Annotated in this window: 17 protein-coding genes; 6 read left to right on the top strand and 11 right to left on the bottom strand. The window is 65.5% G+C overall.

Translation table 11 applies throughout. The features are described 5' to 3' along the window. Positions 1-29: 29 nt before the first annotated feature. Together QX126_RS25385 and QX126_RS25380 are read right to left on the bottom strand one after the other, a co-directional pair. Positions 30-833: a ParA family protein gene (locus QX126_RS25385; RefSeq protein WP_315784427.1), complete on the bottom strand. Its 804-nt coding sequence runs from the start codon at positions 831-833 to the stop codon at positions 30-32. A 451-nt stretch (positions 834-1284) separates the two neighbouring features. Next, entirely contained in the window at positions 1285-2643 is a 1359-nt protein-coding gene (locus tag QX126_RS25380) for a peptidoglycan-binding protein (protein WP_315784425.1), read from the bottom strand. Positions 2644-2794: 151 nt separating this feature from the next. Here QX126_RS25380 and QX126_RS25375 point away from each other — a divergent pair, with 151 nt between their 5' ends. After that, positions 2795-3601 (top strand): molybdopterin-synthase adenylyltransferase MoeB, encoded by an 807-nt coding sequence (locus QX126_RS25375; protein WP_315784424.1) that lies wholly within the window; start codon positions 2795-2797, stop codon positions 3599-3601. Between the two features lie 285 nt (positions 3602-3886). On the opposite strand, the gene QX126_RS25370 is transcribed toward QX126_RS25375, so the two are convergent. Beyond that, a complete protein-coding gene (locus QX126_RS25370) occupies positions 3887-4888 on the bottom strand; it encodes a D-glycerate dehydrogenase (protein ID WP_315735614.1) in 1002 nt (333 codons plus the stop codon). Between the two features lie 413 nt (positions 4889-5301). Between QX126_RS25370 and QX126_RS25365 the strand changes: the two genes are divergently transcribed. After that, positions 5302-5787 carry an SH3 domain-containing protein gene (locus QX126_RS25365; protein ID WP_409997689.1) on the top strand — a complete coding sequence of 162 codons (486 nt, stop codon included), beginning with the start codon at positions 5302-5304 and terminating at the stop codon, positions 5785-5787. 107 nt (positions 5788-5894) lie between these two features. Here QX126_RS25365 and irrA read toward each other — a convergent pair whose 3' ends face one another. Next, entirely contained in the window at positions 5895-6365 is a 471-nt protein-coding gene (irrA, locus tag QX126_RS25360; RefSeq protein ID WP_315716966.1) for an iron response transcriptional regulator IrrA, read from the bottom strand. Between the two features lie 455 nt (positions 6366-6820). Between irrA and fabA the strand changes: the two genes are divergently transcribed. The 4 genes from fabA (at position 6821) to QX126_RS25340 (ending at position 11799) form a co-directional block, all read left to right on the top strand. Continuing rightward, positions 6821-7342, top strand: a complete 522-nt coding sequence (gene fabA / locus QX126_RS25355) for a 3-hydroxyacyl-[acyl-carrier-protein] dehydratase FabA (RefSeq protein ID WP_315784422.1) — start codon at positions 6821-6823, stop codon at positions 7340-7342. 76 nt (positions 7343-7418) lie between these two features. After that, positions 7419-8642, top strand: a complete 1224-nt coding sequence (gene fabB / locus QX126_RS25350; RefSeq protein WP_315716915.1) for a beta-ketoacyl-ACP synthase I — start codon at positions 7419-7421, stop codon at positions 8640-8642. Between the two features lie 147 nt (positions 8643-8789). Continuing rightward, positions 8790-9590 carry an enoyl-ACP reductase FabI gene (gene fabI / locus QX126_RS25345; protein ID WP_315735608.1) on the top strand — a complete coding sequence of 267 codons (801 nt, stop codon included), beginning with the start codon at positions 8790-8792 and terminating at the stop codon, positions 9588-9590. Between the two features lie 223 nt (positions 9591-9813). Then, positions 9814-11799 (top strand): autotransporter domain-containing protein, encoded by a 1986-nt coding sequence (locus tag QX126_RS25340; RefSeq protein WP_315784420.1) that lies wholly within the window; start codon positions 9814-9816, stop codon positions 11797-11799. 18 nt (positions 11800-11817) lie between these two features. Here QX126_RS25340 and QX126_RS25335 read toward each other — a convergent pair whose 3' ends face one another. The 7 genes from QX126_RS25335 to rbfA form a co-directional block, all read right to left on the bottom strand. Further along, positions 11818-12450: a hypothetical protein gene (locus QX126_RS25335; RefSeq protein WP_315784419.1), complete on the bottom strand. Its 633-nt coding sequence runs from the start codon at positions 12448-12450 to the stop codon at positions 11818-11820. 267 nt (positions 12451-12717) lie between these two features. After that, positions 12718-13407, bottom strand: coding sequence for a hypothetical protein (locus QX126_RS25330; protein WP_315784417.1), 690 nt, complete (start codon positions 13405-13407; stop codon positions 12718-12720). 261 nt (positions 13408-13668) lie between these two features. Further along, entirely contained in the window at positions 13669-14139 is a 471-nt protein-coding gene (locus QX126_RS25325; RefSeq protein ID WP_315784415.1) for a GNAT family N-acetyltransferase, read from the bottom strand. Between the two features lie 146 nt (positions 14140-14285). Next, a complete protein-coding gene (gene pnp / locus QX126_RS25320) occupies positions 14286-16442 on the bottom strand; it encodes a polyribonucleotide nucleotidyltransferase (protein WP_315784413.1) in 2157 nt (718 codons plus the stop codon). A 362-nt stretch (positions 16443-16804) separates the two neighbouring features. Then, a complete protein-coding gene (gene rpsO, locus QX126_RS25315) occupies positions 16805-17074 on the bottom strand; it encodes a 30S ribosomal protein S15 (protein WP_009025947.1) in 270 nt (89 codons plus the stop codon). 2 nt (positions 17075-17076) lie between these two features. After that, positions 17077-18183: a tRNA pseudouridine(55) synthase TruB gene (gene truB / locus QX126_RS25310; protein WP_315784411.1), complete on the bottom strand. Its 1107-nt coding sequence runs from the start codon at positions 18181-18183 to the stop codon at positions 17077-17079. Beyond that, positions 18183-18599, bottom strand: a complete 417-nt coding sequence (gene rbfA / locus QX126_RS25305) for a 30S ribosome-binding factor RbfA (protein ID WP_315735600.1) — start codon at positions 18597-18599, stop codon at positions 18183-18185. The genes truB and rbfA overlap by 1 nt, the downstream gene beginning before the upstream one ends. Positions 18600-18670 lie beyond the last annotated feature (71 nt).

Here is an 18670-nt window from a genome sequence, read left to right as displayed (position 1 = left end):
GCGCCGTGAAAGCTCAGAGCAAATTCCAACTACAACCCAGCCTTCCAGTTGATGCCGTTGTCGGCCCAGGTCGGATAGGCCCGCGCCACCGGCACCTTGGCCTCCTCGGCCTGCGGCGTCAGCATGATCGGGAATTCGACCTCGGCGTGCTCGCTCGCGTCCTTCAGCTCGCCCGCGTCGTGCATGACGTGGTCGCCGGCGAGCTTGCCCGCGGTCCAGCGCCACAGGCTGCGAATCTCCTGCGCCGACTTGCCGGCCGCGTCGAACTCGCTGACGCCGAGACCGGCGGCGAGCGCGTCCTGGTGGTCGTTGCGCATCATGATGAAGGGTTGCGCCAGCACCTCGGCGATGTCGCGTGGAGCGTCGGCGTCGAGCGCGGTCGTCGCGTCGGTGACGCGGTGGCCGCCGCGGATCGGGGCCTGGTTGAGCACGAAGGCGAACGGCTTGCGCCAGGCTTTGACGACGCTGAGCGTCGGTGCCGTCGCCTCGATGTCGGCGACGCTCGGCCGCGCCGGAATGAGGCACAGATCGCAGTGGCGGATCGCGGCCGTCGTGGATGCCGTGATGCCGGCCCCGGTGTCGATCACGCAGAGGGTGACGCCGTCGCGGGCCAGCGCATCGAGGCGAGGCTCGATCGTCTTGGCATCGTAGACGGCTTCGACGATCGGCTCGCCCGCGGCGCGGCGCGCCTGCCATTTCGTGAGCGTGCCCTGACGGTCGGTTTCGATCACGCGCACCTTGTGGCCGGCCTGCTGGGCCGCCACGGCCAGACCAATCGCCAGCGTGCTCTTGCCGCTGCCGCCCTTCTGCGTGGCCAAAACGATCGTGTACATCGGGAGACAGTCCTTCGGATGTTGACGGAACTTATGAGAACGCCAAAGCTGAGTGCATCGCGATCGCGGTGCAGAGCTATTCTCGCTCAGGACAGTCCCGGCCCGATCCAACTCATGAAGAGCGATCGCGGTGGTCCGAATCAGCACGCCGACAAAACTGTTCGAACCATCTCACGCTCGGCCTGTGCCTGCACAGACCGGTTGACTACGGCGGGAGCCGTTCCGAGTTGATAGCAAGGTGCTAGGAAGTTGAGTGGCAGCGAGCCGCGGGCAAGCGATCGGCATCGCCGAGCATCATCCCATGCAGTCGCGATGCTGCACGTCCGATCCCCGCCGGCCGCCGTTGGGCCCTTAATTTTTTCTAAAACGACATGCTTAACATTGCGTAAACGCTGCCGCGCCGCAGTGCGCAGCGGCATGATCGCGATGCCGAACCGGTTTGGCGCAGGCTTTACTTCCGCACGCAGATCACGCGCACCGTCGCCGCCTTGGCGTCGAGCGAGGTTCCGTCGGGCTTGACGCCATGCGTGGCGAGAAAGGCGCGCGTCGCATCGGCGCTCACCATCACGACCTGTGTGGACGGGATGAGCGCCGTGCCGGCCATGATTCCTGGCTTGAGCAGGGTGACGCCGGCGAACTTGCCATCGCCGTCGAGCGCCGCCGCGCCGGAGAAGCCGAGGCCCGGCGCCGGCGCCAGCGAGGCGTCACCCGCGCCGTTGGCGGCGAGCTGGGCCTTGACGGTGCTGATCGCGGCACCGCCGCCCTGGCTCTGCGGATCGGCGATGCCGACGATGTCGACCGACGATTTCGCACGGCCGCCCGACAGCGCCAGCGGCTTCAGGCCGCGCGCGCCGTAGATGCGCAGTAGCGCGAGCCCGCGCTCCTTGTCCTCGGCGACGCGCTCGGCATGGCCGAAGCCGGGAACGGTGATCGCGACGCAGCTGTCGGTGACCTCGCGATCGGCGATGATGGCGCCGTCCTGGCTCGCGATGATGCCGGTGCCGTAATCGACGCTGCGCCGTGGCGCGGGCTGCGCGGCCAATGTCGACGGAAACGCGGTGAACGCGCTCGACATCGCGATCACGACCGGCTCGACCGTGTTCTCGGTGGCCTGGTCGTAGAGGATGGTCAGGATACGCACCTCGTCGCCCCGAAAGGTGCCGCGGATGTAAAACTTCTTCAGGTTCTGCAGGCCCGAGAGCACGAAGAAGTCGGGCTTCACCACACTGTAATCGACGGTGCGGCCGGGCTCCTTCTTCTCGCGGTCGGCGAGCGTCGCGGTGGTCGGGTTGGCTTCCTTGCGGCGTGACAGCGCCACCTGCACGGTGCCGGTGGGCGAGGTCCATTTCGAGCCGGTGCCGTCGCTGGTCTGTTGCGGCACCAGCTTGGTGGGAATGCCGAGCCGCGCGCCGCTGACCGGTTCGGTCACGAGCTTCCAGCCGACGCCCTCCTGCTTGCGGCGCGCGGTGTCGGCGAGCACGGCGCGCTCCTGCGGGTTCAACACGCCGGTCGGCTTGCCGCCGGCGAGCTTCTGGTACTCCTTGATCGCGTTGACCATGCGCTCGCTGACGTCGCCGGTGATCGCGCCATTGTACTGGCCGACCCAGGCGAGATCGGATTGCAGCGCGAGCCGCTCGGCCTGGCTCATCGCATTGGCGGTGTCGGCGGGAGCCTGCACGCCCGGGCGCACCGGCTGGGTCGCGACAGGCTTGGGCTTGGCGCCCGGCAACGCGCCCTGCGGCGTCTGTGCCTGCGCCGATGCGCACGCGGCGATGGCGCAGATGAAGGTTGCCGAGGCCAGCCGTCTCATGACAAATCCCGATGCTCTTGCCGCTGACATAAATAAGCACATCTGCTTGGTCGGTCACAATCCGGCGAGGGTTCAGTGCGGAGATCCGCCGTCTTCGCTACGGGCCGACAATGGGCTGACAGCGGTGCGGCAGCGGAAGGACGGTGCAACGATGCTGAGCGACGAAGAACTGGAGCGCTATGCCCGTCACATCGTGCTGCGCGACGTCGGCGGTCCCGGTCAGGCGGCGCTGAAGCGCGCCGCGGTGCTGGCGGTCGGCGCAGGCGGCCTCGGCGCGCCGGCGCTGATGTATCTCGCCGCTGCCGGCGTCGGCACGATCGGCGTCGTCGACGATGACGTGGTGTCGCTGTCGAATTTGCAGCGCCAGGTCATCCATGCGACCCCCGACATCGGCAGACCCAAGGTCGAGAGCGCCGCCGAGCGCATCAACGCGCTCAATCCGCATGTGAGCGTCATGGCGCATCGGACCTGGCTCAATGCCGACAACGCGCTCGATCTGATCGGCGCTTATGATCTCGTGCTCGACGGCTCCGACAATTTCGACACCCGCTATCTCGTCTCCGATGCCTGCTTCCTGGCCGCGCGGCCGCTGATCACCGGCGCGCTCGGCACCTTCGATGCGTCGCTGACGACGATCCGGGCGCATGAGCGGGATGAGAAGGGCCAGTTTAATCCGACCTATCGCTGCCTGTTCCCGGAGCCGCCGCCACCCGGCACCGTCCCGGCCTGCGCCGAGGCTGGCGTGATGGGGGCGCTCGCCGGCATGCTGGGGTCGATGATGGCGCTGGAGGCGATCCGCGAGATCGTCGGCTTCGGCGAGGGCCTGGTCGGCCGGCTGCTGATGCTGGACGCGCGGACGATGCGCTTCGAGACCCTGCGCTATGGCCGCGATCCGACGAATCCGCTGAACGGGGATGGGCCGGTGATTGCGGATTTGGGTGCGCATCAGAAGCCGTAATGCGGTGAGAACCGCGCCAAGTCCTCCGTTGTCGTCCCGGACAAGCCCGGCGACGCGAGAGCGTCGGCGGGCGCCGATCCGGAACCCATAGCCACCGCATTCGGTGATATGCGCGGAACGTGCGGCCTGCCTGTTTCAGATATCACGCGGTATGGGTCCCCGCGTTCGCGGGGACGACACATGTGATGAGGTGCCGGGCTTGACACCCACTCCGCTGCCGTCGTGGACAAGGTGCAGCGCGATCGCGTCGGGGACACCGACTAAGAGGCTGGCGGATCGATCGGCCTACAGCATGCTCGGCAGCACGCGGTCCGGCGGGCGGTGGTTGTCGAGGAAGGTCTTGATGTTGATGATGACCTTCTCGCCCATCTCGACGCGGCCCTCGATGGTGGCCGAGCCCATGTGCGGCAGCAGCGTCACCTTGCCGGCCTTGGCGAGGCGGACCAGGCGCGGATTGACCGCGGGCTCGTGCTCGAACACGTCGAGACCGGCGCCGGCGATGTCGCCGGCCTCGATCTGCCGCGTCAGCGTCTCCTCGTCGATCACCTCGCCGCGCGCGGTGTTGACGATGTAGGCGTCCTTGCGGATCAGCTTCAGCCGACGCGCCGATAAGAGATGGAACGTCGCCGGCGTGTGCGGGCAGTTGACCGAGATGATGTCCATCCGCGCCAGCATCTGGTCGAGGCTTTCCCAGTAGGTGGCGCCGAGCTCGTCGGCGATCACGGGAGCGACCGGGCGGCGGTTGTGATAGTGGATCTGCAGGCCGAAGGCGCGGGCGCGCCGTGCCACGGCCTGGCCGATGCGGCCCATGCCGATGATGCCCAAGCGCTTGCCGCCGATGCGGTGGCCGAGCATCCAGGTCGGCGACCAGCCCGCCCAGTTCTTGCCCTCGGTCAGGATCGAGGCGCCCTCGATCAGCCGCCGCGGCACCGCGAGGATCAGCGCCATGGTCATGTCGGCGGTGTCCTCGGTGAGGACCTTCGGCGTGTTGGTGACGGTGATGCCGCGCGCCACCGCCGCCGCAACGTCGATATTGTCGACGCCATTGCCGAAGTTGGCGATCATGCGCAGCTTGCAATCGGGCTGATTGAGAATGTCGGCGCTGATGTGGTCGGTGACGGTCGGAACCAGCACCTCGGCGGTGCGCACGGCGTCGGCGAGCTGTTCCTGGCTCAACGGCTCGTCGTCGAGATTGAGCCTGGCGTCGAACAGCTCGCGCATGCGGGTCTCGACCGAGTCCGGCAGCTTGCGTGTCACCACGACGAGGGGCTTTTTCCTACCTGACATATGCTGCTCTCATGAGATCCTTCAGACCTCATTAACCGGGTTCGCCGAAACTACCGTCGTCGCCTGAGAGCGGCGCTTCCCTGGACTGGTCGTGTCGGATCTCGCAGGTGGGCCGATCCGTTCCTGACAGGGCTTCGCGAGCGATTCTCAGGCGCTTCCTGGCCGCTTGTGTTCGGTCCTGTCTAGCAGAAGGCCGGGCCAAGACAAGAAGCCAACGGCGGGTCGGGACTGGCGCTTTCGGCAAGCCCTCTCTGTGCACGAAGGGGGGCAGCCGGGCAGTTCGATGGGGATCGGGCGAAGGATCGCAACGCAATCCGCTTTGATCGGAGCGCGCGTCGGTCCTTTCGAGGGAGAGTGAGTTGAGTAAATTGACGTTGTGGCGTTTCGGTGCAGTCGTGGTGCTGCTGGTCTGTCTGTTCGACGTTGCCGTCGGCAGAGGGGGCGTTGCGGCGAAGGACTCCGTTCTCACCACCAGTGGCCTGCCGGTGCCGCGCTATGTCAGCCTGAAGTCGGATCATGTGAACGTTCGCGCCGGTCCGACCAAGGACAACGACGTGGCTTGGGTCTATACACGCTCCGGCCTGCCGGTCGAGATCACCGCGGAATATGAGAACTGGCGCCGCGTGCGCGATTCCGAGGGCTCGGAGGGGTGGGTCTATCACTCGTTGCTGTCGGGGCGCCGCACGGCGGTGGTCACGATGAAGAACAAGGACGATCTCGCCCCGATCTATGAGAGCGCCGACGCGGCGAGCGCGGTCACGGCGCGGCTGCAGGCCGGCGTCGTCGCGCAGGTGAAGAAATGCGGCAATGGCTGGTGCCGCGTGCTCGGCAATGGTTTCGAAGGCTGGATCCAGCAGCAGCGGCTGTGGGGCGTCTACGCCGACGAACAGGTCAATTGAAGGCCCAGGTCAGTGCAAGGCGCTGACCTCCATCCTGACGCGCTTCCGACACAAAAATGCCCGCAGCGGGCGCGGGCATGATGCCTCGATGAAGATGTTCCGGAGGCTCAGCGCTTCTTGCGCAGCCGGACGACCATATCGATCCGGGCGATCTCGTAACCTTCGGGCGCCTCCGGCAGCTTCGACAACGCCAGATGCTGGTCAGGGATATCGACCAGCTCGTGGTTGTTCTCGAGATAGAAGTGATGGTGGGCCGTGACGTTGGTATCGAAATAGGTCTTGGTGCCGTCGACGCTGACCTGACGCAACAGGCCGGCATCGGTCAGCTGGTTCAGCGTATTGTAGACCGTGGCGAGCGAGACCGGAACCTTGGCCAGCGTCGCTTCCTCGTAGAGCATTTCCGCCGTCAGATGCCGCGCACCCTTGCCGAACAACAGCCAGCCAAGGGCCATGCGCTGGCGGGTCGGGCGCAGCCCGGCCGCCTGCAGCATCTCGTTGACGTCGTGCCATGGGCAGCCGTTGAGGGCTGGCTGCCGGCCGTTCCCGAGATCCGGGTTGCCGCGATCATGACCACTCATCGAGGCGTTGTTGCTGACATCCACTTCAAGCACCGCACAATTCGCTCTCATCTATAATCGATATAGGAAGAAACCCATTCAGATGCAAGCTTATCGCAACTAACGTATCTAGAACGCCCCTAAACTGCATTTACCGCCCGGTTCGGGCGCGGGCCCCGGTGCTGCGTCGATTTACCTGGATGCGCGCATTGACGCCGCAATCCTCTATGTTAGAGAGCGCCCGGACCCGATTTGCCCTGCCATGGTGAGCGCCGGCGGCCGTGATGGCCATGTGCGCGAATCCAGGCGTCGTTAGGCCCGCCGCTGACAGCGGTCATGTTCGCCAGGTGCGATGGCCCAGCCTTCGTGCCGACGCGATGACCGGCCAGCGCGGCGCGGAAGGGGGCGGCGCGCGGGAAGGGTCCATGTCGCGCGGCACAAATTCCACCGGGGATCGTTGAGAAAGGCCACCAAGCATGCTGGATCGGCGCAGCGCATATGGATACGAGGACCTGCTGGCCTGCGGCCGCGGGGAGCTGTTCGGCCCCGGCAATGCGCAACTGCCGCTGCCGCCGATGCTGATGTTCGATCGGATCGTCGAGATCTCCGAGACCGGCGGCGAGTTCGGCAAGGGTGTCGTCCGCGCCGAGCTCGACGTGAAGCCGGATCTCTGGTTCTTCGGCTGCCACTTCAAGAATGATCCGGTGATGCCGGGCTGTCTCGGCCTCGATGCGATGTGGCAGATGGTGGGCTTCTACCTCGGCTGGACCGGCGGCGCCGGGCGCGGCCGTGCGCTGGGCCTCGGCGATCTCAAGTTCTCCGGCCAGGTTCTGCCGACCGCGCGCAAGGTTGTGTACAATGTCGACATCAAGCGCGTGATGCGCTCAAAGCTGGTGCTCGGTATTGCCGACGGGTGGCTTTCGATGGATGGCGAGATTATCTATCGCGCCAAGGACCTGAAGGTCGGCCTGTTCAAGCAGGACGCCGCGCCGACTTGAACCAGCGCGCTGCGACCACAGACAGTGCAGCAGGCACGGCTGCAACAGAACACACGAGCAAAGTGAGGCGGACATCATGAGGCGGGTTGTCATCACGGGCATGGGCATCGTCTCATCGATCGGCAACAACACCCAGGAGGTGCTCGCCAGCCTGTACGAGGCGAAGTCCGGCATCTCCCGTGCTGAGAAATATGCCGAGCTTGGTTTTCGTTCGCAGGTGCAAGGTGCGCCGACGCTGAATCCCGCCGACGTGGTCGACCGCCGCGCCATGCGCTTCCTCGGCGAGGGGGCGGCGTGGAATCATGTCGCCATGGAGCAGGCGATCCTCGATTCCGGGCTGGAGCCGACCGACGTCTCCAACGTCCGCACCGGCATCATCATGGGCTCAGGCGGGCCATCGACGCGCACGCTGGTGGAAGCGGCCGACATCACCCGCACCAAGGGCCCGAAGCGCGTCGGTCCGTTCGCCGTGCCGAAGGCGATGTCGTCGACGGCCTCGGCGACGCTGGCGACCTGGTTCAAGATCAAGGGCGTCAACTACTCGATCTCCTCGGCCTGCGCGACCTCCAATCATTGCATCGGCAATTCCTACGAGATGATCCAGTACGGCAAGCAGGACGTGATGTTCGCCGGCGGCTGTGAGGAGCTCGACTGGACGCTGTCGGTGCTGTTCGACGCGATGGGCGCGATGTCGTCCAAGCACAACGACACGCCGGCGACCGCGTCGCGGCCCTATGACGTCACGCGCGACGGCTTCGTGATCGCCGGCGGCGCCGGCGTCCTCGTGCTGGAAGAGCTCGAGCACGCCAAAGCGCGCGGCGCCAAGATCTACGGCGAGATCGTGGGCTACGGCGCAACGTCCGACGGCTACGACATGGTTGCGCCTTCCGGCGAGGGCGCCGAGCGCTGCATGCAGCTCGCGCTGTCGACCGTGAAGACCAAGATCGACTACATCAATCCGCATGCGACCTCGACACCTGCCGGAGATCCGCCGGAGATCGAGGCGATCCGGAAAGTGTTCGGCCGCGGCGAGAAGTGTCCGCCGATCTCGGCGACCAAGGCGCTGACCGGCCACTCGCTCGGCGCCACCGGCGTCCAGGAGGCGATCTATTCGCTGCTGATGATGAAGAACGGCTTCATCTGCGAGAGCGCCAACATCACCGAGCTCGACCCGGCCTTCGCCGACATGCCGATCGTCCGCAAGCGCATCGACAACGCCAAGCTCGGCACCGTGCTGTCGAACTCGTTCGGCTTCGGCGGCACCAACGCGACACTGGTGTTCAAGCAGCTCGACGCTTAAGATTTCCAACAGCACTGGTTTCGTCGGCATCATGGCCGGGCAGCAGCGCGAAGCTCATTCTTCGCACCGATGTCCGGCCATCGGCGTCTCGAAGGCGGAACGATCATCCTGGCTGGGCCGATCCCGGCATGACGAAGGAGAGACATCATGCAGGGTCTGATGGCAGGCAAGCGCGGCCTGGTCATGGGCATCGCCAACGACCATTCGATCGCCTGGGGCATCGCCAAGACGCTGGCGGCGCATGGCGCCGAGATGGCCTTCACCTATCAGGGCGACGCGCTCGGCAAGCGCGTCCGTCCGCTCGCCGACGAGCTCGGCGTCAAGCACGTGCTGTCCTGCGACGTCGAGGACATCGCCAGCGTCGACAGTGTATTCACGGCGCTCCGGGAGGCCTGGGGCGGGCTCGACTTCGTCGTCCACGCCGTCGCCTTCTCCGACAAGAACGAGCTCAAGGGCCGCTACGCCGACACCTCGCGCGAGAATTTTGCGCGCACGATGCTGATCTCCTGCTTCTCCTTCACCGAGATCGCCAAGCGCGCCGCCGAGCTGATGCCGGAGAGCGGCGGTAGCATGATCACCTTGACCTTCGACGGCTCCAACCGGGTGATGCCGAACTACAACGTGATGGGTGTCGCCAAGGCCGCGCTCGAAGCCTCGGTGCGCTATCTCGCCGCCGACTACGGCCGCCGCAGCATCCGCGTCAACGCGATCTCGGCCGGACCGGTGCGCACGCTGGCGGGCTCGGGCATCGGCGATGCCCGCTTCATGTTCGCGTTCCAGCAGAAGCACTCGCCGCTCGGTCGCGGCGTGACCCTGGAGGAGCTTGGCGGCTCGGCGCTCTATCTGCTGTCGGAGCTGTCCGGTGGCGTCACCGGCGAGATCCACTACGTCGATTCCGGCTACAACGTGATCTCGATGCCGCGCCCCGAGGATCTCAAGGCGGACTGACCTCCGCGCGTATCGGCGGTATCAGGGGAACGCGAGACTCCGTCCCCGATCGACCCAAATTTTCCCAGTTGAAGACAATGTTCCTGAACGGCTAATCAGGAAGCATTGGCGCAACTCTTGTTGGTTGTTGCGACGACGCTGCGATGCATCATGACCGGTGCATCGGCCGCGGCCGTCAACCAGCCGCTCGCGCCGGCAGCAAGACAAGTCGTGGGGGCGATTGATGCTGCGTTCGAAGGCCCGTGTCATCGCTCTCTGCGCGATGACCGGCATTGTGCTTGCGGCGGGGAACGCCGGGCCGGCGCAGGCGCAATCGAGCGTCTGGGACTCCACGATCTCCAACACGAACTGGTATGTGCCGACGGCGCAACTGCTCGCCTACATGTCGCCGAAGACCGGCTTCTCCAATCCGGTCCCGATCGGTGACCAGACGTTGTGGACCTTGGGCACCGCGAGCAACGGCGCCTTCACCGGGACCAGCGTCGCGCAGCTCAGGATCGGCCTGGCGCTGCTGACGGACACCTCGACCATCCAGGGCTTCGTCACCACCAGCGGCCAGATCACCATGCTGTTCACGCCGACCGGCGGCGGCACCGTGACGGTCGGACTTGGCTATATGCGCAACGTCAACGGCGTGACCAGCATGGAAATGCAGATGATCACCGGCGACAGCCTGCTGGTGACGCATTGGGCCTACATGCTGCCCTATGATCCCGCGACCTTCACGCCGCCGCCGTCGACACCGGTGCCGGCCAACTCCGTGCCGCAATGGGCGTGGACCGCCGGCACGCCTTGGCGGATCGTCAGTCCGACATTGTTCGGCACGCAGGCGCCGGGCCGTTTCGTCATCACCAACTATCAGAACGGCTATTTCTGGGGTGCGGGCGTCGCACCGCCCGGCAGCGCCGCGGCGGGCTTCACGCTGCTCGGCTCGGTGACGCCCGAGGGCAGCGTACTGTTCAACACCCTCTCGCGCGGCACCCTGACCAGCCTCTATGGCACGGCGAGCGGCAACGCCGCGGGCGCGCAGATGCTGGTGTCGACCTACGACCTTACCGGGAATTTGACTGGAGGACTGGCGACGATGTCGCTGATCCAGCCTTACGCGGAAACGCTGCGGTCTGCAGGCGGCCGCGTCGGCCTGGAAGCGGCTGACGTGTTGTACCGGCTGTCGATGACCTCGGCCGGCTGGACTGGATCGATGGTCTCGGGCTTTGCCGCGCTCGATAATCTCAGCGGTCCATCTCTCAGCGCTGCCGTGAAGCAGACGTTGCCGGTGCTGACCGGGGCGGCCTCGCAGGCGACCCATGTCAGCCAGCAGGTGTTCCGGCAGACGATGACCAACAGGCTCGACGATGTCAGCAGCGTCGGCTGGGCCGCTGGTCGCAATGTCTGGATGCAGCCTCTCGGCGGCACCGCGCAGCAGGCGGGGCGCGATGGCGTTCCCGGCTATGGCGCCTCCGGCGGCGGTCTGGCGTTCGGCGCCGACGTCGCAGTCTCGTCCCGCGCCATCATTGGCGGCGTTCTCGGTTATTCTCATCATACGATCGCCGGCAGCGACGCCGCCGTGCCGAACCGTCTCGCTCTCGCCTCCTATCAGCTCGGGCTCTATGGGGCCTACGCGATCACCCGTGATGTCACCTTCGACTATCAGCTCGATGGCGGATCGACCGATAACGGCGAAAACCGGTCGCTGAGCTTCATGGGTACATCCGCCGGCGGCAGCTATCGTTCCTATAGCGGCCATGCCGGCGCAGGCATCAAGACGCGCATTCCGCTGCAAGATGGCTTCGCCCTCGTTCCAGCACTGCGCCTGGACTACGGCACGGTTCGCAGCAATTCCTACGGCGAGAACGGTGCCGGCGGTTTCAGCCTCAACGTCGATCCTCAGATCTATCAGGAGCTCGTGACGACGGCGCAGCTGAAAGCTGTCTACGCGCCCACCAGGCAGATTCGTCTGACCAGCGATATCGGCGTCGGCTACAACGCGCTGAATCAGCCATTGCAGATCCGCGCGGCGTTCTCGGGCGGCGGCGAGAGCTTCGTCACCCACGGCCTCGGCCTGTCGCCATGGATCTATTCGGCCGGCCTTGGTCTTGTGGCCGCCGGCAACGACCGGCTCGACCTCAGCATCCGCTACGGCATCAACGCGACATCGTCCGGTCTCCTCCAGCAGTCGGGCCACGCGGTGCTGAAGATCAGGCTGTGACGCGCCTGGCTCGTCGTTCTATTCGCGCCCGAAATAGGCCGGCAAGCGCTGGTCGAGCCGGAACTTGAGCATCGAACGCGCCATGTCACGCAGCACATTGTTGTTCGCAGCCTCTGGCGGCGAGGCGGGGAATGCGGAGTTGTCGACGTCTCCGGCGTGAGACGGCGGGCCGACGCCGGAGGTCAGCCGTGAGAGCAGCGACTTCGAGCTCATGCCAGGCTCGCGCGTCTCGAACGTCGCCCCGTCGTAGAGCTGGATATCGAGCATGATGAAGACGTGGCTGATCCGGCCAAATCCCTCGCCCCTGTTGATGACACCGACGCCGGTAACCTCGTCGTTTGTCGACGGTTCGCTGTCGGTCCGGCGCGTGATCACGAGGTAGCGAGCGCAACCCGCCGTGCCGGCCACCTTCCGGACGATGGGCGTGAGCTTCCCGTTCTCAGCCTTGATCGGGGGCGACTGATAGAACGGATCGAATGCGCCCTTGGGGACGCCGATGCGGCGGATTCCGGCATCACCCGCGGCTGCCTTCACACGCGCGTAGACGATGTCGTCGAAGCCCCAGGGCACCGGCACTTCGGCGTACTCGTTGCCCAGGCGGGTCATGCCGTTCTTCTGCACCGTGAAGACATCGCCGAGCGCGGCGATCACCCCGATGTCGCACGGTCCGCCCTCGCGGAGGGCCATCGCCGGCTTGGCGGCCTTGGCATTGCTGCCTGCTGGCTTCGCGGGCTTAGCATTCAGCGGCGCCGGGGCCGATTGCGCCAGGGCATTGGTGGAGGACCAGAGCATGGCAATGATGAGCGCAGCAAATCGGCGAGAGATGGTCAATGGGAGAGCTCGTCGCAGGGAGGAAAAGGATCAAGCCAAGGGAGCTCGAAGGGAGTTCGTTCGAGTCGTCCGAAGTCTGCGCCCGCATCATTCGATCTTCAGATAGCTCGGCAGGTCGCGATCGAGCTTCGCCGCGACCAAGGTGCGCAGCCGCTCGCGCAGGACGGTGCTGGAGGCCGCAGCCGCGAGAGGCTCGGGGAAGTCGGCATTGTCGAGCTTGTTGAGAGGGTCTTCGGTGAGCCTCATGGTCTCGGCAAGCCTGGCGCCGGTGTCGGCCGAGAACGAGCTGATCTTCTCGTAGGACTGGCCGTCGATGAGCGTGATGTTGACGTTCGCAAACAGATGCGAGTGCCTGAGGATCGATCCGACCCCCTGATTGTAGGCGCCGATGCCTCTGAGCCTCAGGGTGGTGTTGGGAATGGTCGTCTCGAACCTGGTGACGACGAGATAGCGCGCGCAGCTCGCATTCGTCGTGACATTGCGCACGATCGCGGTCAGGCTCTCCTTCGGATCGGGCAGGAAGCGCGATGTCGGGTGGTAGTAGACCTCGAACGCGCCTTTCGGATAGCCGATCCTGCGCACGGTCGGATCGCCGCCGGTAGCCGCGCGCACGCGCGCCATGGCGAGGTCGTCCAGTCCCCATCCCGGCAACGTGACTTCGTCCTCTTCGGTTTCAAACACGGTGAGACCGAACTTGCTGACGGCGAGCTGGTCGCCAAGTGCGGAAATGACGCCAAGACGGCACGGACCGCTTTCGATGGCGCCTGGTTTCGCCATCGCCCTTGTCTTTCCAGAGGGTTTCTTGACCGCGGGCGCGGCCTTGGGCGCCGTTGTTGACGGAGCCTGGGCCCAAGCCCCGGTTGCGAAGGCAGCGGCGAGGGCGACGAGCGCAAGGCGGCGGATCGACAGGAGCGGCACGGACATGGGTACGGTTCGAGAATGCGAGGTCGTCGCGAACTCGAACTTAGTTCGCCTGCGAAGGCGCACGCAATGGTTTCCGGTCGCCACGCGTAAGATTTGCACTTGCACGCCCTGCGATCAGGAGCCCGCCGCCTGACCGTCACGCTTCCATCGATAATATTTCATGATCCGGCCGTGCAGCGGGTCGGCTTCCTCCTTTTCCAGCACGAAGCCCTCGCGCTCATACCAGCGCCAAGCCTTGTCATTGCCCTTTGCGCAGCGCAGCCACACTTCGTCCGGCAGCAGCTCGCGGGTGAAGGTGAGCAGCCGGCGGCCGAGCGAGCGGCCCTGATGGGACGGGGCGATCATCAGCTGGTCGAGATAGAGCGTGGGGACGTTGATCGCGAGCATCGCGGCGAGGCGGCCGCCGTCGTCGGCGACATACAGGCTCCAGCCGCCAGCAATTTCACGCGGCACGCGCTCCCTGAGGAGCGCGAGCAGCCTCTCGCTCGGGGTCTCCAATCCGGTCGAGCACCAGCTCTCCATCCAGAGCCTGGCGACGGCGTCGTATTCGTCCGGGCGGGCAGGGCGGATGATAGGATGGAGCATGTGTGGTGACCTGAAGCGAGGTGACGGCTTGGCCTCTGCATCCGCAGCCGTGACCTGGGACGCGTGAGGGTGCGCGACCAATAGGACAACAAAAAAGGGCGGCCCGAAAGCCGCCCTTTGTATTTCATTCGAAGGGTGCGCCGGCTTTACTCGCCGGCGGCTTCGCGCGCCTCGGCGGGCGCGTCCTTCTGCTTGGCCTCGAGATCCTCGCCAGTGGTCTGGTCGACCGCCTTCATCGACAGCCTGGTCTTGCCGCGGTCGTCGAAGCCGAGCAGCTTGACCTTGACCTTGTCGCCTTCCTTGACGACGTCGGAGGTCTTCTGCACGCGCTTGTCGGCGAGCTGCGAGATGTGCACGAGGCCGTCGCGGGTGCCGAAGAAGTTCACGAAGGCACCGAACTCCATCACCTTGACGACGGTGCCGTCATAGACCTGGCCGACCTCCGGATCGGAGGCGATCGACTTGATCCACTTGATGGCGGCCTTCATCGCCTCGCCGTCGTTGGAGGCGACCTTGACGGTGCCGTCGTCCTCGATGTTGACCTTGGCGCCGGTCTTCTCGACGATCTCGCGGATCACCTTGCCGCCGGTGCCGATCACTTCGCGGATCTTGTCGGTCGGGATCTTGAAGGTCTCGATGCGCGGCGCGTATTCGCCGAGCTCGGCGCGCGCGGCGGTCAGCGCCTTGGACATCTCGCCCAGGATGTGGATGCGGCCGTCGCGGGCCTGGCCCAGCGCAACCCGCATGATCTCCTCGGTGATGCCCTCGATCTTGATATCCATCTGCAGCGAGGTGATGCCGCTCTCGGTGCCCGCGACCTTGAAGTCCATGTCGCCGAGATGGTCCTCGTCGCCGAGGATGTCGGAGAGAACCGCATAGCGGCTGCCTTCGAGGATCAGGCCCATCGCGATGCCCGCGGTAGGCCGCTTCAGCGGCACACCGGCATCCATCAGCGCCAGCGACGAGCCGCAGACGGTGGCCATCGACGACGAGCCATTCGACTCCGTCACCTCCGACACCACGCGCGTGGTGTAGGGGAACTCGTGGTGCGGCGGCAGCACCGGGTGGATGGCGCGCCAGGCGAGCTTGCCGTGGCCGATCTCGCGACGCTTGGTGCCGCCGAGACGGCCGGTCTCACCGACGGAGTAGGGAGGGAAGTTGTAGTGCAGCAGGAACGTCTCTTTGTACGTTCCCGACAGCGCGTCGATGTACTGCTCGTCCTCGCCGGTGCCGAGCGTGGTCACGACCAGCGCCTGGGTCTCACCGCGGGTGAACAGCGCCGAGCCGTGAGCGCGCGGCAGCACGCCGACTTCGCAGACGATGTTGCGCACGGTCTTGGCGTCGCGGCCGTCGATGCGCTTGCCGGTGTCCAGGATGTTCCAGCGAACGATCTTGGCTTCCAGCTCCTTGAACACGCCGGAGAGGCGGAGCTTGTCGTATTTCGGCTCCTGCCCTTCCGGGAAGAAGTGCGCCATCACCTTTTCCTTGGCGGCGCCGACGGCGGCGTAGCGCTCCTGCTTCACGGGAATCGCATAGGCCTTGCGCAGGTCCTGCTCGGCGATCCCAAGCATCTCCTTCTCGATCGCGCCGTTGTCGATGATCGCGACGTCGCGCGGCTCCTTGGCGGCCTTCTCGGCGAGCTCGATGATCGCATTGATCACCGGCTGGAAGTGACGGTGACCGAACATCACCGCGCCGAGCATGATGTCCTCGTTGAGCTCCTTGGCCTCCGATTCCACCATCAGCACCGCGTCGGAGGTGCCGGCGACGACCAGGTCGAGCTGGGTGTCGGCCATCTCGTCGAGGGTGGGATTGAGGATGTATTCGTCATTGGCGAAGCCGACGCGGGCGGCGCCGATCGGGCCCTTGAACGGCACGCCCGACAAGGTCAGCGCGGCCGACGCGCCGACCAGCGCCACGATGTCCGGATCGTTCTCCATGTCGTGCGACAGCACGGTCACGATGACCTGGGTCTCGTTGCGCCAGGCGTCGACGAACAGCGGGCGGATCGGGCGGTCGATCAGGCGGGAGACCAGCGTCTCCTTCTCGGTCGGACGGCCCTCGCGCTTGAAATAGCCGCCGGGAATGCGCCCCGCAGCGTAGGTCTTTTCCTGGTAGTCGACCGTCAGCGGCAGGAAGTCGACGCCTTCGCGCGGCGCCTTGGCGGCGACGACGGTGGCGAGCACGACGGTCTCGCCATAAGTGGCGACGACGGCGCCGTCGGCCTGGCGGGCGATCTTGCCGGTTTCAAGCTTGAGCGGACGCCCGCCCCAGTCGATCTCGACGGAATGCTTGGTAAACATGGGTATCTTCTTTCATGAGATGATCGAAGGCGGACCCCGCAGAAACAAAAAAACCATGCGCAAGATTGCAGGGCGCTGGATTGCGATCAGCGCCCTGCGATCCTGCCATGGTTTTCTTATTTCGGATGGCGTCCATCCTTCTCGTAAGTAACGGGCACCTTGCCCGTCACGCCCAGCGGCCGGATTGCTGCTGAGGCGTACTGCACGGTCCGGGCAGGATCAGTCGAAGGGCGTATCTGCCTCTTTCCAGATCCAGCCAGACCGCATGATCCCGGATTCGCGAACGCCGCGATCGAAGCGGCGTCCTCGGCATCATGCCATCAACGCGCGCAACACCGCGCGCGCTCATTCCCAGTCGAAGCTCAACGGCGAATGTTGTGCTTCTCGAGCAGCGCCTTGTAGCGCGCCTCGTCGTTCTTCTTCAGATAGTCCAGCAGCGAACGGCGGGTCGAGACCAGCTTCAGGAGGCCGCGGCGGGAGTGGTTGTCCTTGCCATGGGTCTTGAAGTGGCTGGTCAGGTTGTTGATGCGTTCCGAGAGGATCGCAACCTGCACCTCGGGAGAACCGGTATCACCGGCCTTGGTGGCATTCGCCTTGATGATTTCCGCCTTGCGCTCTGCGGTCACCGACATCGTCAGTCTCTTTCGTTGCGACCGGAGCTGGCAGTCAGTCCGGTCAGGTTGAACACGCGCTTGGGGATGAGTTCGCCATTGCCAATTTCGGCAAGCGCCAGAAGGCGGCCTGCGACCGTGACATAGACTGTGCCGCTACTATTGGGCGCATCCCGTCCGCGCAACAAGACGGCCTGACCCCTGTGGAGCCTTGCCGCATCAGCCCGAGTGACGGCCAGTGCCGGGATGTCGTCCAGCGCGGTCTCAACGGGCAAGAGTGCGTCGGCGAGGCTTCCCTCACCGGACGCGGCTCTATTGCACAAAGCCTCCAACTGTTCCAGCGGAATCATGTCGTTCTCGGTAAACGGACCCACCAGGGTCCGCCGGAGCGCGCTGATATGGCCGTAACAGCCGAGGAGGCGGCCCATGTCGCGGGCCAGCGCCCGGACATAGGTTCCCTTGCCGCATTCCGCCTCGAACACCGAATGGTCCGGGTCGGGCTGGTCGACGAGGGTCAGTTCATGGATCTCGACCGGGCGCGGCTGGAGCTCGACGACCTCGCCGTCGCGGGCGAGATCATAGGCGCGCTCGCCCTGGACCTTGATCGCGGAATAGCGCGGCGGCGTCTGCTCGATCCGGCCGGTAAATTGCGGCAGCAGTGCCCGGATCGCCGCGGCATCCGGCCGGCTCTGGCTGGTCTCGACGACCCGTCCTTCGGTGTCGTCGGTATCGCGCTCCTCGCCCCAGGTCACGGTGAAGCGGTAGCGCTTGCGGCCGTCCATCACGAACGGGACGGTCTTGGTGGCTTCGCCGAGCGCGATCGGCAGGCCGCCGGAGGCGAGCGGATCGAGCGTGCCGGCATGGCCGGCGCGCTTGGCCTGGAACAGGCGCTTCACCACCGCCACGGCCTGGGTCGAGGTCATGCCGATCGGCTTGTCGAGCACGACCCAGCCATGGACGTCGCGGCGATCGCGGCGTGGCTGGTTGCCCTGACCGTTTCCTTGGCGCTGCTTGTTGCGCGGATCATTGTTGTCGCGCGGCGGGCGTCCGTCGGCAGAATGGATCGTCTTGGCGGCGGTCGGTTCGGCGCTCGGCGCGTCGACAGTGCCGGTTTCGGGGGGAATGGTCATCAGCTCTCTTCCGAATCCGAATTGAGGTCTCTCTGCACCGCGGGTGTTCGCAGTAATTTCTCGATCCGTTCCGCTTCGTCGAATCGCTCGTCGACGCGGAAGCGGATGTCAGGTGCAAATTTCAGGTTAACGCGCCGCGCGATGTCGCCGCGCAGGAACTTCTTGTTGCGCTCCAGCGCAGCGAGCACGACGTCCGTATCCTGTCCGCCGAGCGGCATGATGTAGATCGTGGCGAGCTTCAGGTCGGGCGACATGCGGACTTCGGGCACCGTAATGATGTGTCCCTCCAGGTCCGGGTCGTGCACGTCACCGTGGCTGAGAATGTCGGCGACAGCGTGACGCACGGTCTCGGCCACGCGCAACTGACGCTGCGAGCCGCCGGAAGCGGCGCTTCCCCTCTGGTGATGGCGAGGCATTTTTCAAAAATCCAATGGATCGTCGCCCGGCGTGAGCACGGGCGAGAGGATCATTCTGATTGAGTTCAACG

Origin of the sequence: Bradyrhizobium sp. SZCCHNPS1003, from assembly GCF_032381555.1 — a bacterium.
GTDB lineage: Bacteria > Pseudomonadota > Alphaproteobacteria > Rhizobiales > Xanthobacteraceae > Bradyrhizobium.
Note: the sequence above shows the minus strand (reverse complement) of the source record. Positions and strands in the feature narration are given on the sequence as shown.

Bases quoted from the DNA above. Each gene is read 5' to 3' on its own strand.
- rbfA (WP_315735600.1), bottom strand. From the start codon at position 18,599: ATGCCTCGCCATCACCAGAGGGGAAGCGCCGCTTCCGGCGGCTCGCAG.
- QX126_RS25380 (WP_315784425.1), bottom strand. From the start codon at position 2,643: ATGAGACGGCTGGCCTCGGCAACCTTCATCTGCGCCATCGCCGCGTGC.
- QX126_RS25325 (WP_315784415.1), bottom strand. From the start codon at position 14,139: ATGCTCCATCCTATCATCCGCCCTGCCCGCCCGGACGAATACGACGCC.
- fabB (WP_315716915.1), top strand. From the start codon at position 7,419: ATGAGGCGGGTTGTCATCACGGGCATGGGCATCGTCTCATCGATCGGC.
- QX126_RS25340 (WP_315784420.1), top strand. From the start codon at position 9,814: ATGCTGCGTTCGAAGGCCCGTGTCATCGCTCTCTGCGCGATGACCGGC.
- irrA (WP_315716966.1), bottom strand. From the start codon at position 6,365: ATGAGTGGTCATGATCGCGGCAACCCGGATCTCGGGAACGGCCGGCAG.
- pnp (WP_315784413.1), bottom strand. From the start codon at position 16,442: ATGTTTACCAAGCATTCCGTCGAGATCGACTGGGGCGGGCGTCCGCTC.
- fabI (WP_315735608.1), top strand. From the start codon at position 8,790: ATGCAGGGTCTGATGGCAGGCAAGCGCGGCCTGGTCATGGGCATCGCC.
- QX126_RS25370 (WP_315735614.1), bottom strand. From the start codon at position 4,888: ATGTCAGGTAGGAAAAAGCCCCTCGTCGTGGTGACACGCAAGCTGCCG.
- QX126_RS25330 (WP_315784417.1), bottom strand. From the start codon at position 13,407: ATGGCGAAACCAGGCGCCATCGAAAGCGGTCCGTGCCGTCTTGGCGTC.
- QX126_RS25385 (WP_315784427.1), bottom strand. From the start codon at position 833: ATGTACACGATCGTTTTGGCCACGCAGAAGGGCGGCAGCGGCAAGAGC.
- fabA (WP_315784422.1), top strand. From the start codon at position 6,821: ATGCTGGATCGGCGCAGCGCATATGGATACGAGGACCTGCTGGCCTGC.
- QX126_RS25375 (WP_315784424.1), top strand. From the start codon at position 2,795: ATGCTGAGCGACGAAGAACTGGAGCGCTATGCCCGTCACATCGTGCTG.
- rpsO (WP_009025947.1), bottom strand. From the start codon at position 17,074: ATGTCGGTGACCGCAGAGCGCAAGGCGGAAATCATCAAGGCGAATGCC.
- truB (WP_315784411.1), bottom strand. From the start codon at position 18,183: ATGACCATTCCCCCCGAAACCGGCACTGTCGACGCGCCGAGCGCCGAA.